The following is a 13,148-nucleotide window of genomic DNA, read 5'->3' on the forward strand; positions in this document are numbered from 1 at the left end:
CTCCGTCGGTGGAACTCCTGGGGCCCGTTCGGCGGATCATTGCCGGACGGGCCCAGGTTCCGGGCTCAGGTCCCGGGGTCCCGGGGGCCTGGGGTCCCGGGTTCCGGACTCAGCTTTTGAGCATGAAGGTGAAGTCGCCGGAGAGCTTGCCGGTCAGCCGGACCGCCGAAACGATCTTCCCCTCCGTGATCAGTCGCTCGACCTCGGCCCGCGAAAGGCCGCAGCCGTCGGATATCAGCCGTACCGGCCGGACGGGGATCCGCGCCGCAAAGTGGACCGAGACGTCGATCGCCTCGCGGTCCGGGCGATCCGATCCGCCGGTGTCGAGGCGCCAGGCGTCGTCCCAGTCGAGGGCGATGCGATTGCGGCGCCGTACGACCGGGTCCTGGAGCAACTCGGCTGCCAGGGCAAGGTCGTTGTCATGCAGCCGGTCCAGCAGCTCAGGCCGTATGGAGCGCACCTTCACCCGCTCCAGGACCGTGAGCTTGGCGGTTTCCTCGCAAGCGGTACAGAGCGCGAGGAGCCAGGCGTCGATGAGCTTGTGGTTGGCGTTGACACGAAATTTGCCGTTTGCCCGGAAACGATCGGAGCCGCACGCATGGCAACGGCGGCGGACGAGCGGCAGGCAGGTGGGTGCGACCACCCAGTTTTCGAGCACAGAAGTACACCGGTTTCAGTGAGAAGTCCGCAGCAAAAAGAGGCGCGGCGCACATGGCGACGCGCAACAGATCAGCGCTCGGGAGGTCTCACAGGGTGTACAACGGTGCGTCCTTGCCTGGACGAATTGGGCCGGCAGCACGGTAGCGGCGCACGGCGGCGCTGTTCCACTGGTTTTCGAGCGTCGCGCCGCCCAGGTTCTGTCCGGCGGATCGGATCGGAGCGGAGCGGAGCGGTGCCGGAGTCGGAGTCGGAGCCAGAAGCCCGCGCCGGAGCCGGTACCGGAGTCAGTGCCGGAGCCGGGTCGCGGCGGCGATGGCGGCGGCGAGGCGGTTGTGACGGCGGCGGTGGAGGTGCGGTGTCCTGCGGCGGGTTCTTCCCACGCCCGCTCTGCCGGACCGTTTTGGGCAAACGTGGTCGCGGCCGGGCCCGCTCGTTGTTCGTCGGATCCCGCCGTCCCGCCGGCGGGCGCAACGACGCCCGCCCGCACCGGTCGGATGATCCGCTGGGTGGGAGCTGGGAACTGGGAACTGGGCGCTAGGCGGTCAGGGCTTCGGGCTCCGGCGTGGCGCAGCCGGCGGCCAGGCTGTCGGCGGACAGACCGAGGGCGGCGGCGAGGGCGGTGATCGTGAAGAAGGCCGGGGTGGGGGCGCGGCCGGTCTCGATCTTGCGCAGCGTCTCCGCGGAGATGCCGGCTGCGGCCGCGACGGCGGTCATGCTCCGGTCGCCGCGGGCTGCGCGGAGCAGGGCGCCGAGGCGTTCGCCGCGGGCTCGCTCCTCGGGGGTCAGGGGATTTCGCACCATGGACGTGATACTAATACCGGGATACTTATCCGGTATGAGAATGGTGAGGCGCGCTTCATGGTCGAGATCAAGACGGACGCGGCACTGGACGCGATGCGCGAGGCCGGACGGGTGGTGGCCAACGCGCTCGACGCCGCGCGGTCGGCCGCCGCGGTCGGTGTGGCACTCACCGAACTGGACGAGGCGTCCCGTACGGTGCTGGCCGAGGCGGGCGCGACCTCGCCGTTTCTCGGGTACCGGCCGTCGTTCGCGCCCGTGCCGTTCCCCGCGGTGATCTGCGCGTCGGTCAACGACGCGGTCGTGCACGGCATCCCGAACGGCTACCGGCTGCGTGACGGCGACCTGGTCAGCATCGACTGCGGTGCCGAACTCGACGGCTGGACCGGCGACGCCGCGATCAGCTTCATCGTCGGCACGCCCCGCCCCGAGGACACCGCGCTGATCGACGCCACGCGGCGCGCGCTCGACGCGGGGATCGCGGCCGCCGTGGTCGGCAACCGGATCGGCGATATCTCGTACGCGGTGGGCGAGGTGGCCCGCTCGGTCGGCTGCGGGATGCCCGCGGACTTCGGCGGCCACGGCATCGGGCGGCGGATGCACGAGGACCCGCACGTGCCGGGCCGCGGCCGTCCGGGCCGAGGCTTCCCGCTGCGGCACGGCCTCACGCTGGCGATCGAGCCGATGCTGATGTCCGGCGGGCGCGACGCCTATGTCACCGACGCCGACGGTTGGACCCTGCGCACCACCGACGGCAGTCGCGCCGCGCACATCGAACACACCGTCGCCATCACCGAGTCCGGCCCGCGGGTGCTGACGCTGCCGTGACCTTCCACGCGCCGCGCGTGCCCACGACCGGCCGCAGGCGCCGATCTTCACTCTGCTCTTCGAAGGGCCTGATGGCGGCCAACGGGCTGCCGCGGATCCGCACGTGCACGCTCACCACGGTCATCCGAACCAGGCCCGGGCGCGGGTGAGTTCGGGCGCTGTGCGAGGCTGGGCGGCGTGATCCGGATTCCTCGTTCGGGAGCGCCGCGCCGGTCTGTCCGGACGCGGCGGAGCGGTACCCCGCGAACGCTGCTCGCCGCGCTGGCCGTTGCCCCCTGCTCGCCGCGTGCGGGGGTGGTGGCGGCAACGGCGGTTCCGCGTCGGCCGGTTCCGACGACCTCGCGCCGATCGCCGCGGCCCGGCGCGTCGCTGCTCCCGACCTGACGGGTACCACGCTGAGCGGCGGCCGTGACAGCCTCGCCGCGTACCAGGGCCACGTGGTGGTGATCAACATCTGGTCCAGCAACTGCGGGCCCTGCCGCGCCGAGGCGCCCGGGCTGGCCGCGGTCGCCGCGTCCACCCGCGCGCAGGGCGTGCGGTTCCTCGGCATCGACACCCGCGACTACTCCCGGACGAACGGCGCGGCCTTCGCGAAGCGGTTCGCGTTGCCCTACCCGAGCCTGTTCGACCCGTCCGGGCGACAGGTGCTGAAGTTCCCCAGGAACAGCGTCAATCCGCAGAGCGTGCCGGCCACCGTCGTGATCGACACGCAAGGCAGGATCGCCGCCCGCGCGTTGCGCATCCTCGGCGAGGCGGACCTGCGGCGGATGCTCCAGCCCTTCCTCCCCGCGTCGCCTCCCGTGCCGCCGCCGTCCGGGCAGCCCTCCGCCACGCACACGGCTGCCGCGTCCTAGTCCGCTTCCGTCTCCGCGTCCGACATCACCGGTGCGCTGTACACCCCGAAGCCCGGCCGGTTCCCCGCGGGCCACGCCCACCCCGAGCCGGCACTCGGCGCCATCTCCGGTGAGGCGGTCGACAAGGGCGTGCTCCACCCGGCGGTCTACGGCTCGCCCGACCAGGTCACCGACGGCTGGTACTGGTCCGCGTCCGTGGACACCACCCGGCCGGGCACGTACGGCTACACGATGCGGATCGAGTTGCACGAACCCATGGAGAGCGACGGGCAGTGGAGGTGGGAGCCGGCGCGGTTGGCATACGACTCGGCGGTCCGGATCAGGACCGCCCCGAAGCGCAACGGGTTCACGAAGGCCGGGCTCGGGCCGCTGCCGATCAGGGCGGCCGTCGGGCTCGGCCCAGATGCGGCGAACTGCCGTAATCCGGAAGGGGATCGGCGATGACCGCGGCGAAGCACATGACGAGCGGGGCGGGTTCGGCCGACGGCGGCCGGGGCCGGGAGACCGACCGGCGGCCGATCTCGATCGCCGCGGTGATCGACGTGGTGGGCGCGCTCGCCGCGGACGGACTGCACCGCAACCTGTACATGTACGACACCGGGAAGGCGGCCGGCTCGACCGGCCACGGCACCGAGCTGCTGCGCACCGTGGTCCGGGCCGGCGACCAACTCCTGTGGTCCGCGATCCCGTTGGAGTGCGAGGCGTACCTTGCCATCGACGCCGTCGAGATCGACCCGTCGGTGTGCGAGCCGGTCCGGAAGATCTACCCGGGCACCGACATCTCGTACTGGACCGGGACCGTGAAGAAGGGCGGCATCCCGGCCACGCCGTACCGCATCGCGTTCCGGCTGGGCAGCAGGCCCGAGCCGATGGTCACCGACCTGTCGCTGCTGCTGGTCGGTGAGCGGTCAGCGGTCAGCGGCGAGCGGCCGAGCTGCTGATCGGCCTTGCGGGTCAGCCGAGTTCGAGGGTCGTGGTGCCGTAGACCGCATCGACGCGGCTCGCCGGTACGGGGCCGGTGTACATACGCAGGCACTCCGAACTGGCGGCCAGACCGCGGTCGGCGGCGAGCTTCGCGGCGGCCGGGTACAGGTCTGGGATGTCGATGGCCACCTCGGCCCCGGGCGGCAACGCGGCGACGAGGGCGTCGAAGAGGATGCCGGCCTCTTCGGGGGTGTCCGCGAACAGCGGCCCGACGCGGTGGCCTTGGTGCGCCGGGCGGATGACGCCGTACCCGCGGACGCGGCCGTCGGCGCCGAAAAGTACCCGGGCCGTGTGGCCGGCAGCGGAGATCCAGCGGGACACGAAGTCGGGGCGGGCGGCGGGGAAGCAGTCGCGGTCGTACTGCGCGATCGCCTGGAGGTGGTGCGGTTCCACCGCGAGCGCGGCGGGGTCCGCCGCCGCACCGGCCGTGCGGGGACGGCCGGTGTGGCGGATGTTGCGGTAGGCCGGGATGAACCCGGCGCGCGCGTAAGTGGATTGCTGCGCCGGAACCCCGTCGAGACCGATCACCCGGCCCTCGGCGTGGGGCAGCGCGGCGTTCCAGGTTGCGAGGCCGAGCCCGGTGCCGCGGTGGCCGGGATGGACCAGGTAGTAGCCGAGGAAGGCGTACTCGGGGGAGTACACGACGACCGAGACGGCCGACACGACGCGGCCGTCCAGCCGGCCGACGAAGAAACCGGCCGGATCGCTGGGGAGGAAGTGGGCCGCGTCGCCGTGGCCGGGGTTCCAGCCCTCGTCGGCGGTCCACGCCACGATCTCGTCCCACTCGGCAGCCGTCGCCTGGGTGACGATGAGGTCGTCCCGCACGTGTTCCTCTCCTTCCACCGGCATGGTGCCGGTCCGCCGGCGTGGCGCCGGTCTCCGCTGGACTACTGCCTGGTCCGGTTCGCCGGCGTGATCAGCGCGGCTCCTCAGACCAGGTCCATTGCCGCGACCTCGTCGGGACCGCCGTAACTGACCGGTCCGTGGAAGGACTTGCGGGCCGTGGCGAACCACCACAGCGTCGCGATCACCAGGACCACCGCGAGTGCGATCGGTGCGTAGTTGAACGTGCTCGCGGTGATCGGAGTGGCCTGCGGCAGCATGAACAGCACGTTGCTGGTGATGATCCACAGTACTGCGACGATGCCGATCGGCTTGCTCCAGCGGCCGAGGTGCCACGGTCCGGCCTGGAAGTCGTCCTTCAGCCGCAGCCGCAGGAAGATCGGGATGCCGTAGGAGAGGAACAGGCCCACCACGTTGACGCTGACCACGGCGCTGAACGCGGTGTGCGACCACCAGCCCGGCAGCACCAGCACCAGCGACGAGGCCGCGGCCAGCCAGACGGCCTTGACGGGCGTGCGGGTGCGCGGGGAGACGGAGTGCCACAGCCGCGAACCGGGCATGGCGCCGTCCCGCGAGAACGCGAAGATCATGCGGGTGTTGGAGGTCATGTTGGCCAGGCCGCAGAAGAGCATGGCGCCGATGATGATGACCAGGATCGCCTTGGACAGACCCTGGCCGAGCGCGTCGAGCAGGATCTGGACCGGCGGGGCGGACGACGTGACCTCGGAGCCGTAGTCACGGATCGAGTACACCAGGGCGACCATGAGGATCAGGCCGGTGAGCGCCGAGTAGCCGATGGCGCGCACGATGCCCTTGGGGGCGTTGACGGTGGCCTGGACGGTCTCTTCGGACATGTGGAAGCTGCCGTCGAAACCGGTGAAGGTCCAGCTGGTCACCAGCAGACCGAGCAACCCGGCGTAGATCGCGCTGTGGAAGCCGGTGGTGTTGACGTAGTGGAAGGCGTAGCTCGCGTGCTGGTGGTGCGACGGCACCGAGATCAGCGAGATCACGATCACCAGCAGGCCGATGATCAGCCACCACACGGATATCCGGTTGATGAGGGCGACCAACCGCACCGTGTAGGTGTTGAGCAGCGCGTGGAGCAGCAGGATGGCCGCGGTGATCAGCACGGTCTTCTTCAGCGTGGGCGTGTAGTCCCACTGCATGGCCATGTACGACTGGATGAACGTCGCGCCGGCGTAGTCGGTGGCGGCGGTGCCCGCGACCTGGCCGATGAAGTTCAACCAGCCGGTGTACCAGGCCCAGGCGCCGTTGTGCCGTTTGGCGAGCTTGCCCGCGGAGAAGTAGAGCGCACCGCTGGTCGGGTAGGCCGAGGCGATCTCGCCCATGGCGGCCCCGATGAAGAGCACCATGACCGACACGCCGATCCAGCCGAAGATCAGGATGCGCGGCCCACCGCCGGCCATTCCCATGCCGAACGCCGAGAAGATGCCGGAAATGATGTTGATGATGGTGAAAGATATCGCGAAATTGTCGAATGCCCGAAATCGCCGGGTCAATTTGCGCGGATAGCCCATCGCGTGCAGCGTGGCGTCGTCGTCGAGGGCGATCGGTGCCGCCTGGTCCGTTCTCCTCGCGCGGCTGGTCACTGCTGGGTCAGACATACAAACCGTCCATTCTGGTGGGATTCTGGTCGACCGGTACCGGTATGGGCTCACGGACCGCCGGGCACGGTGAGGCCGCACGCCTCGCGGGCCTTCGTGAGCTGTTCCTCCGGGGCGCCGAACGCGCTCCAGGGCATGCGTGAGGCATACGGGCCCATCAACATGAAGGTCGCCCGCGCCTCGAACTCCTTGCGCGCCATGACCAGCGCGTGCGCGAGGTACGACAGATCCACCACCGGTGTGAACCGGTAACCGGGCACATGCGGGAGCCACTTGTGGTAAATGCTCAACGCCGCTGTGCTCCACGGCGGTTGCTCCCACATCTTGTAGGCGAGTGGTGTCGACGGGTTGTAGTTCTCGACCAGGGCCACCAGCGGAAGCAGCGACAGTGGTGATCCGCTCGGGGCCCGCTGGCTCAGGAAGGCGGCCACGTCCCAGACTTCGGACGCCTTGCCGCCGTGGCGGGGGAAGTAGATGGACAGGAAGCGGTGGTGTGCTTCGCGGTTCCAGGGGTCGAGCCGCAGAATGTGGGACATCAGCCGCCAGGGTCCGGACGGCGCGGTCAACAAGCCTTGTGGGGCTGGGTCGAAGGACCGATGGAAGCGGGCCAGTGCGAGTTGGGCGACCCATGGAGTCGGGTCCTGCGGCGCCTGGTTGGCCGCCTGCTGGCAGGCGGCCAGGGCGATCCGGGACAGAGCGGTGGCGCGGTCGTCCTTGGCATCCGCGGCGCGCAGCGCCCGCAGGACGGCGACCCGGGCCCACAGCAGCGCCGACTCGGCGCACGGCTCCTCGGCGACCCAACGCTCCGTCAGATCCGAGTCCCATGCCTCGGACGCGAGTACCAGGGACCGGTGTGCGCGCAACCCGAAGTCGTCCCCGGTCGCGCGCAGGGTTTCGGAGGCGCTCAGATAGCGGCCTGCCTGCACATCCACGCAGGCGTCCGCTAACTGCCGGTCGTCGGCCGCGGAGTGCCAGATGTACCGTCCTTCGAAGGACGGGTTCCGCGGCTTCTTTCGTGGCTCGCGCTGGTGCCGGCTACTCACCGTGCATCCCCGTCCTCAGTCTCCATCGTCGGCGCGTGTGTCAGTCGCCAGTAGACGCCGTCTCCCCGGTGGGGCGGGGGTGGTCACGGCTCTCGGAACGCGCCAAAACGGAAATTCCGCCCTGTGCTGTCCTTGGCTTGGGAATTACTCGGAGTTGACGGGGGCTGACTCTACGAGTGGCTTTCCCGGCGTGTCAAATACCTGCTATCGCCGTCTCGCCCGCTGTTCGCCTTTGCGGCTTTGATGCGGCATGGATGCCAAACATCCCCCCGAAAGCGGGTGGGGCGGCGACCCGTAACGCCGCTCCGCCGCCCCTCCCGGTTGCCCGCCGCGCCCTACTCGGCGGGCGTGCCGTCAGCACATTTTGTACGCGACCCGCGTCGAGTTGTACGAGCAGGTGTCGATCTTGGTGCCCTTGGAAGATCTGAGCGTGGCCGCGTCCTTGTCGTTGTTCCAGACGTAAGCGGAACGGCCCTGATACCGGTTGGCGGCCGTGTTGGCGCCCTTGCCGGTGTGTATGGTCACGGTTTTGTGACTGCCGAGTGTGTAAGTGGTGAAGGTGTACTTGTGCTTCGACGCATCCGTTATTGTCCAGCCTTTCAGGTTCGCCGACTTGCCGGTGGTGTTGGCTATCTGTACGTACTCCGCGTTGAGGCTGGCGTTCGTCCGCCGGTCCGGCCCCGGGCTGTTGTAGTAGATCTTGTACAGGTGTACGGACCCGGCCGACGCGCTCGCCGGAGTCGGCACGAGCAGCGCCCCGGCGACGGCTGCCCCCGCCACGGAACCGGCGGCGAGCATGCGAAAGCGATTCATGATGTCCCTGACGTCCCCTGATCGATCCCGGGTGCCCCCCTGGCGAACCCGGTAGGACAGTCAGAGTAAGGACGAACCTCCCGCACCGCCCGCCCGTTATCCAACCGGGACACAACGGCGCCCCGGACGCATGCCCCTCAAGTACGGGCACACGCAGGCCCGTTCACCCGTTCGCACGGTTTCGCCGTTCCCAACCGGGCGGCGGCCGCGGCGCGGCACACTGGTTCGCATGGCTGAGGGGGACGCGGTACGCGTACGGGGTCTTCGCAAGCGGTACGGCGACGTCATGGCGGTGGACGGGCTCGACCTGGACATCAGGGCGGGCGAGGTGTTCGGCATTCTGGGGCCCAACGGCGCGGGGAAGAGCACCACGGTGGAGATCCTCCAGGGCCACCGCTCGCGCGACGAGGGCGAGGTGACCGTCCTCGGCGCCGACCCCGCCACCGCCGACCGGGCGTGGAAGGCGCAGGTCGGCATCGTGTGGCAGGACGAGTCGGCGGTCAGCGAGCTCACCGTCGGCGAGACCATCCGGCACTTCGCCCGCTACTACCCGCACTCACGTGACTCGGCGGAGGTGATCGCGCTGGTCGGGCTCGAAGCGAAGACGAACAGCCGGGTCAAAGCGCTCTCCGGTGGCCAGCGTCGCCGACTCGACGTGGCTCTCGGCGTGATCGGCGCCCCCCGGCTGCTGCTCCTCGACGAACCCACCACCGGCTTCGACCCGGTGGCCCGGCGGCAGTTCTGGGAACTGATCCGCTCCCTCGCGGACGAGGGCACCACCATCATCCTCACCACGCACTACCTGGAGGAAGCCGAAGCCCTCGCCGACCGGCTCGCCGTGATCACCGCGGGCAAGGTCGTCGCCGAGGGCACGCCCGGCACGCTGGCCGGCCGCGCCGATGCCCGGGCGACTGTGCACTGGGCCGAACCCGACGGCACCCCTCACTCCGAGGAGACCGACACCCCGACCCGCACCGTCATCGAACTCGCCCGGCGCTTCGACGGGGAGATACCCGCACTACGGGTCACCCAGCCGACCCTTGAGGACATCTACCTGCGACTCATCGGACAGGAGATCCCGCGATGACCGCCGCGAACGCCGGGACACCCGCAGCCGACCCCGAGCCCGACCCGGCCCTCAGCGCCGACCCCGGCGCCGACCCCGTCTCCCGCGCCGACCGTGGTCCCGCAGGCGGCGGCCGAACCGACACCGCACGACTGCCCGGGGCCTGGCAACTCGGGCTGCTGCGGGGCGCGATGGAGATCAAACTCTTCTTCCGTCAGCGTGAGCAGGTCGTCTTCACCTTCGCCTTCCCGATCATCTTCCTCTTCCTCTTCGCCTCGATCTTCAGCGACAACATGAAGAACACGGGCACCAGCGCGTCCCAGTACTACGTCACGTCGATGATCGCCTCCGGCATCATGTCGACCAGCTTCCAGTCGCTGGGCATCTCGATCGCCATCGAGCGGGACGAGAAGGTGCTGCGGCGGCTGGGCGGCACCCCGATGCCCCCGGCCGCGTACTTCCTCGGCAAGATCTGGCTGGTCTTGACCACTGGCATCCTCGAAACCGCCATCCTCCTCGTCTTCGGCACCACCGTGTACGGCGTGGACCTGCCCTCCACGCCCGTCAAGTGGCTGACCTTCGGCTGGGTGTTTGTCCTCGGCATCACCGGATGCGCGCTGCTCGGCATCGCGATCAGCAGCGTGCCGAAGTCCGGACGCAGCGCCACCTCCGTGGTGATCCTGCCCTTCCTGGTGCTCCAGTTCATCTCTGGCGTCTACATCCTTATTGACACCATTCCGAACTGGATGCTCACTGTCGGCTCCTTCTTTCCGCTCAAATGGCTCTGCCAGGGGCTGCGCGGGGTCTTCCTGCCGCAGGCCGCGGCCGCCCTCGAACCGGCGGGCGCCTGGGAGTTCGGCCGTACCGCCCTCGTCCTCGGCGCGTGGTGCATCGGCGGCCTGCTGCTGTGCTTGTTCACCTTCCGCTGGAAGAACCGCGACGACGCGTGAAGCGACCCGTGATCGGTCGGGAACATCGCGGCCGGCGGGTGAGGGAGCCGTAGGAAACGCGGACTTCGGCCGACTCGCGCGTGGATGTGGTGGGCCGGTGGCGGTGGCGGTGCTGGTGGAGGGGGCCGGTGCGGGTGGCGTGGCGGAGCCGTGGCGCACCGCACATCCATGCCCGAACTCATCGATGTACCCGGCATGGGACTGCATTCCCTTGACTCATCTGACCGGTAGCGCAGCGGCTCCGTTCCGGCGAATGCATGCTTGCCGCGGTGCCGGCGGTGATTCGGGCTGATAATCATGGACATGGCGGCCTCGCATTTCCCTGCTCGCTCGATTAAAGGGGACGACGCCGGGCCCGTGGTTAATTGGCGTGCTCCGACCTCGTCTGCGACAACGCTATGACCTGCGGCGAGGGCTGTCATCCATCCGTGGGTGGAGCCAGGGTGGAGAAATTTCTCCACCCTGGAATCAACCCGGGGGTGGACGACGTGGCGCTGCCGCCGCCGTACATTTTCGAGCAGCGGGAAATTCCCGCCGGGTCGTGAATTGACATATTAACGGAAGGGGCGGTGGCCGTGAATCAGCTGCGAGGATTTCTCCCCTGGATCGTGTTCTCCGTCGTGTCGGGCCTTGCCTGGCAGTGGGCGGCGCTGCTGGCGCTGGCCTTGGGCGTGCTCTTCCTGGTGAAGGATCGCAGGGCCGGAGTGACCGCGGACGCACAGATATTGGAGTTCGGTACCATCACCTACTTCGGTGTGCTGACCGCGGTGGCCTTCGCAGATCCCCACTCGCCGCTGGACGATTACGCGAGCGGACTGTCCTCGGCGTGGCTGGCACTTATAGCAGCGGTGACCCTGCTGGTGCGGCGGCCGTTCACCCTGGGCATCGCCAAGCGCCGTACCGCGCCGGAGGTCTGGCTCAGTCCGATGTTCCGTCGCACCTGCACGGTGCTCACCGGTGCCTGGACGATCGGTTTCGCGCTCAGTGCGGTCGCCACCCTCGCCTGCGAGGCCACCGGTTCCGGGATGTTGCCCCGCGTCATCGTCCAGGTGCTCGGCTTCGGCCTGCCGGCGGCGTTCACACGCTCGTACGTCAAGAAGGTCCGTGATCGTGCCCGCGGCTCCCGCCCCCACGCGATAGCCGCTGGCGGCGCCGACGCGACGATCGGCGCAGTCCCGGAGGCCGGCCGGTGATGGCCCGGCGGCGGTGCGCTCGCGCCGCTCGTCGTCTCGACACGCCGACGTGTCCCGCCAGGAGCGGGGCACGTCGATGCGCGGGGCGCGGGTGGAGCAGGGCTCAGGTCAGCAGGAGAGGTTGCTTCCCGCGGGGACGCCGAGGATGGAGGTGAAGTTCTCGTAGGCGTTGACGCGGTCCTGGACCTCGGCGGGGTTGCCGCCGTTGCACTCGATGCTGCCGTTGATGCTGCGGATGGTCTCGCCGAAGCCGGCGCCGTTGACCATGGCGTTGTGCGGGGTCATGGTGCCCGGTCCGGTCTGGGTGTCCCAGTACCAAAGTCCGGTCTTCCAGGAGATGGCGGGATCGGTCTCGACGAGGCTGGGGTTGTCCAGGAGGTCGACGCCGAGCGCGTCGCCCGCGGCCTTGTAGTTGAAGTTCCAGCTGAGCTGGATGGGGCCGCGCCCGTAGTACGAGTACGTGCCGGCCGGGCAGCCGTAGGGCTCATCGGCGCAGTAGTTGCCGGACTTGTCGATCTCGGTGACGTAGACGAGGCCGCCGGTCTCGTGGCTGACGTTGGCGAGGAAGGCCGCGGCCTCCTGCTTCTGGACGGTGTCGCTGCCGGTGGTGGCGAAGCCCGGGTAGGCACTGAGGGCGGCGGTGAGGCCGGCGTAGGTGTAGAAGGAGTTCCGGTTCGGGAACATCTGGTTGAACTGCGCTTCGCTGACCACGAATCCGCCGTCACTCGGGGGCGTGGTGCCGCCACCGCCGGAGCAGCTGTACGGGCTCCAGTACCAGGTGCTGATGGTCGGGTCGTAGCCCGGGTTGTCGTGGGTGGCGATGTAGTCGCTGCCGTTGGTGTACTGCACGATGTCGCCGGTTACGTAGTTCTGGCCCGCGACCCAGGCGGGGTAGCTGCAACTGTCGTTGCCGCCGGTCGAGCCGCCGGTGCCGCCGCTTGAGCTACCGCAGGCGCCCTGGTCGGCCCAGACGTCGGCGGCACCGGGCGTCTCGCCCTGGGTCCACCACTTCGCCGACCAGTTGCGCGCGTTGTAGGAGGCGGTCTGACCGCCGGTGTAGACGGAGGAGGAACTCCAGGCGGCCGCGCAGTCCGCGGCCGAGGCGGAGGATGCAAAGGGGACCATGACCGCCAGGCCGACCGCGACCGCGAGCGCGGTGAGGAAGGCGATGAACCGTTGTCTCGACACGTGACCACTCCTTGTGGGGGTGCGAAGTGGGACCGGGGTCAGCACTCAAACGGAAATGGTCTGAACCTGTCAATAGTCCAGACCAATCCCGAGTCGGTCGGCGGGAACTCAACGGGTGGGGTTCGGCCCGGTGTTCGCTCTCGGGTGCCCGGTGTCACCCGGAGTTGCCCGCTGTGTGCCGCCCTCGCAGGCGGTGGCGGGGCGCGGAGCGAAGCGGCCTGCTGGGCGCGAGTGGGCGCCTGGCCCGAGGTGGGGAGTTCGCTATTCGGCGGGCGCGGGGAGCGGAAGGGGGCGTGGTGGGAC

At 69.4% G+C, this 13,148-nt stretch carries 14 protein-coding genes; 7 read left to right on the forward strand and 7 right to left on the reverse strand.

Annotated elements, in window-relative coordinates:
• Positions 1–109: 109 nt before the first annotated feature.
• Entirely contained in the window at positions 110–658 is a 549-nt protein-coding gene (locus tag AC13HU_RS17600; protein WP_483042828.1) for a DUF1062 domain-containing protein, read from the reverse strand.
• Positions 659–1,194: 536 nt separating this feature from the next.
• Positions 1,195–1,461, reverse strand: coding sequence for a helix-turn-helix domain-containing protein (locus tag AC13HU_RS17605; RefSeq protein ID WP_483042829.1), 267 nt, complete (start codon positions 1,459–1,461; stop codon positions 1,195–1,197).
• Between the two features lie 57 nt (positions 1,462–1,518).
• Here AC13HU_RS17605 and map point away from each other — a divergent pair, with 57 nt between their 5' ends.
• The 4 genes from map (at position 1,519) to AC13HU_RS17625 (ending at position 4,081) form a co-directional block, all read left to right on the forward strand.
• Positions 1,519–2,286: a type I methionyl aminopeptidase gene (gene map, locus AC13HU_RS17610; protein WP_483042830.1), complete on the forward strand. Its 768-nt coding sequence runs from the start codon at positions 1,519–1,521 to the stop codon at positions 2,284–2,286.
• A gap of 395 nt (positions 2,287–2,681) precedes the next feature.
• Positions 2,682–3,140, forward strand: coding sequence for a TlpA family protein disulfide reductase (locus tag AC13HU_RS17615; RefSeq protein ID WP_483042838.1), 459 nt, complete (start codon positions 2,682–2,684; stop codon positions 3,138–3,140).
• Between the two features lie 129 nt (positions 3,141–3,269).
• On the forward strand, positions 3,270–3,584 hold the full coding sequence (locus AC13HU_RS17620) for a hypothetical protein (RefSeq protein ID WP_483042831.1): 315 nt from the start codon (positions 3,270–3,272) through the stop codon (positions 3,582–3,584).
• A complete protein-coding gene (locus AC13HU_RS17625; protein ID WP_483042832.1) occupies positions 3,581–4,081 on the forward strand; it encodes a hypothetical protein in 501 nt (166 codons plus the stop codon). Before AC13HU_RS17620 ends, AC13HU_RS17625 begins: the two co-directional genes overlap by 4 nt.
• A gap of 13 nt (positions 4,082–4,094) precedes the next feature.
• On the opposite strand, the gene AC13HU_RS17630 is transcribed toward AC13HU_RS17625, so the two are convergent.
• The 4 genes from AC13HU_RS17630 to AC13HU_RS17645 all read right to left on the reverse strand — a co-directional run bounded on the left by AC13HU_RS17630 (position 4,095) and on the right by AC13HU_RS17645 (position 8,448).
• On the reverse strand, positions 4,095–4,949 hold the full coding sequence (locus AC13HU_RS17630) for a GNAT family N-acetyltransferase (RefSeq protein WP_483042833.1): 855 nt from the start codon (positions 4,947–4,949) through the stop codon (positions 4,095–4,097).
• Between the two features lie 104 nt (positions 4,950–5,053).
• Positions 5,054–6,505 (reverse strand): amino acid permease, encoded by a 1,452-nt coding sequence (locus tag AC13HU_RS17635; protein WP_483042839.1) that lies wholly within the window; start codon positions 6,503–6,505, stop codon positions 5,054–5,056.
• A gap of 137 nt (positions 6,506–6,642) precedes the next feature.
• The gene (locus tag AC13HU_RS17640) at positions 6,643–7,569 is read right to left on the reverse strand and encodes a hypothetical protein (protein WP_483042840.1); all 927 of its coding nucleotides are present in this window, start codon (positions 7,567–7,569) and stop codon (positions 6,643–6,645) included.
• Positions 7,570–7,989: 420 nt separating this feature from the next.
• Positions 7,990–8,448, reverse strand: coding sequence for a lamin tail domain-containing protein (locus AC13HU_RS17645; protein ID WP_483042834.1), 459 nt, complete (start codon positions 8,446–8,448; stop codon positions 7,990–7,992).
• 229 nt (positions 8,449–8,677) lie between these two features.
• Between AC13HU_RS17645 and AC13HU_RS17650 the strand changes: the two genes are divergently transcribed.
• The 3 genes from AC13HU_RS17650 to AC13HU_RS17660 all read left to right on the forward strand — a co-directional run bounded on the left by AC13HU_RS17650 (position 8,678) and on the right by AC13HU_RS17660 (position 11,657).
• Positions 8,678–9,535, forward strand: a complete 858-nt coding sequence (locus AC13HU_RS17650; RefSeq protein ID WP_483042835.1) for an ABC transporter ATP-binding protein — start codon at positions 8,678–8,680, stop codon at positions 9,533–9,535.
• A gap of 170 nt (positions 9,536–9,705) precedes the next feature.
• On the forward strand, positions 9,706–10,464 hold the full coding sequence (locus AC13HU_RS17655) for an ABC transporter permease (RefSeq protein WP_483042841.1): 759 nt from the start codon (positions 9,706–9,708) through the stop codon (positions 10,462–10,464).
• Between the two features lie 575 nt (positions 10,465–11,039).
• Positions 11,040–11,657: a hypothetical protein gene (locus tag AC13HU_RS17660; protein WP_483042836.1), complete on the forward strand. Its 618-nt coding sequence runs from the start codon at positions 11,040–11,042 to the stop codon at positions 11,655–11,657.
• A gap of 108 nt (positions 11,658–11,765) precedes the next feature.
• Here the strand turns inward: AC13HU_RS17660 and AC13HU_RS17665 are convergent, their stop codons facing one another.
• Positions 11,766–12,845 carry a glycoside hydrolase family 19 protein gene (locus AC13HU_RS17665; protein WP_483042837.1) on the reverse strand — a complete coding sequence of 360 codons (1,080 nt, stop codon included), beginning with the start codon at positions 12,843–12,845 and terminating at the stop codon, positions 11,766–11,768.
• Positions 12,846–13,148 lie beyond the last annotated feature (303 nt).

This window comes from Streptomyces sp. NH27 (assembly GCF_056859195.1).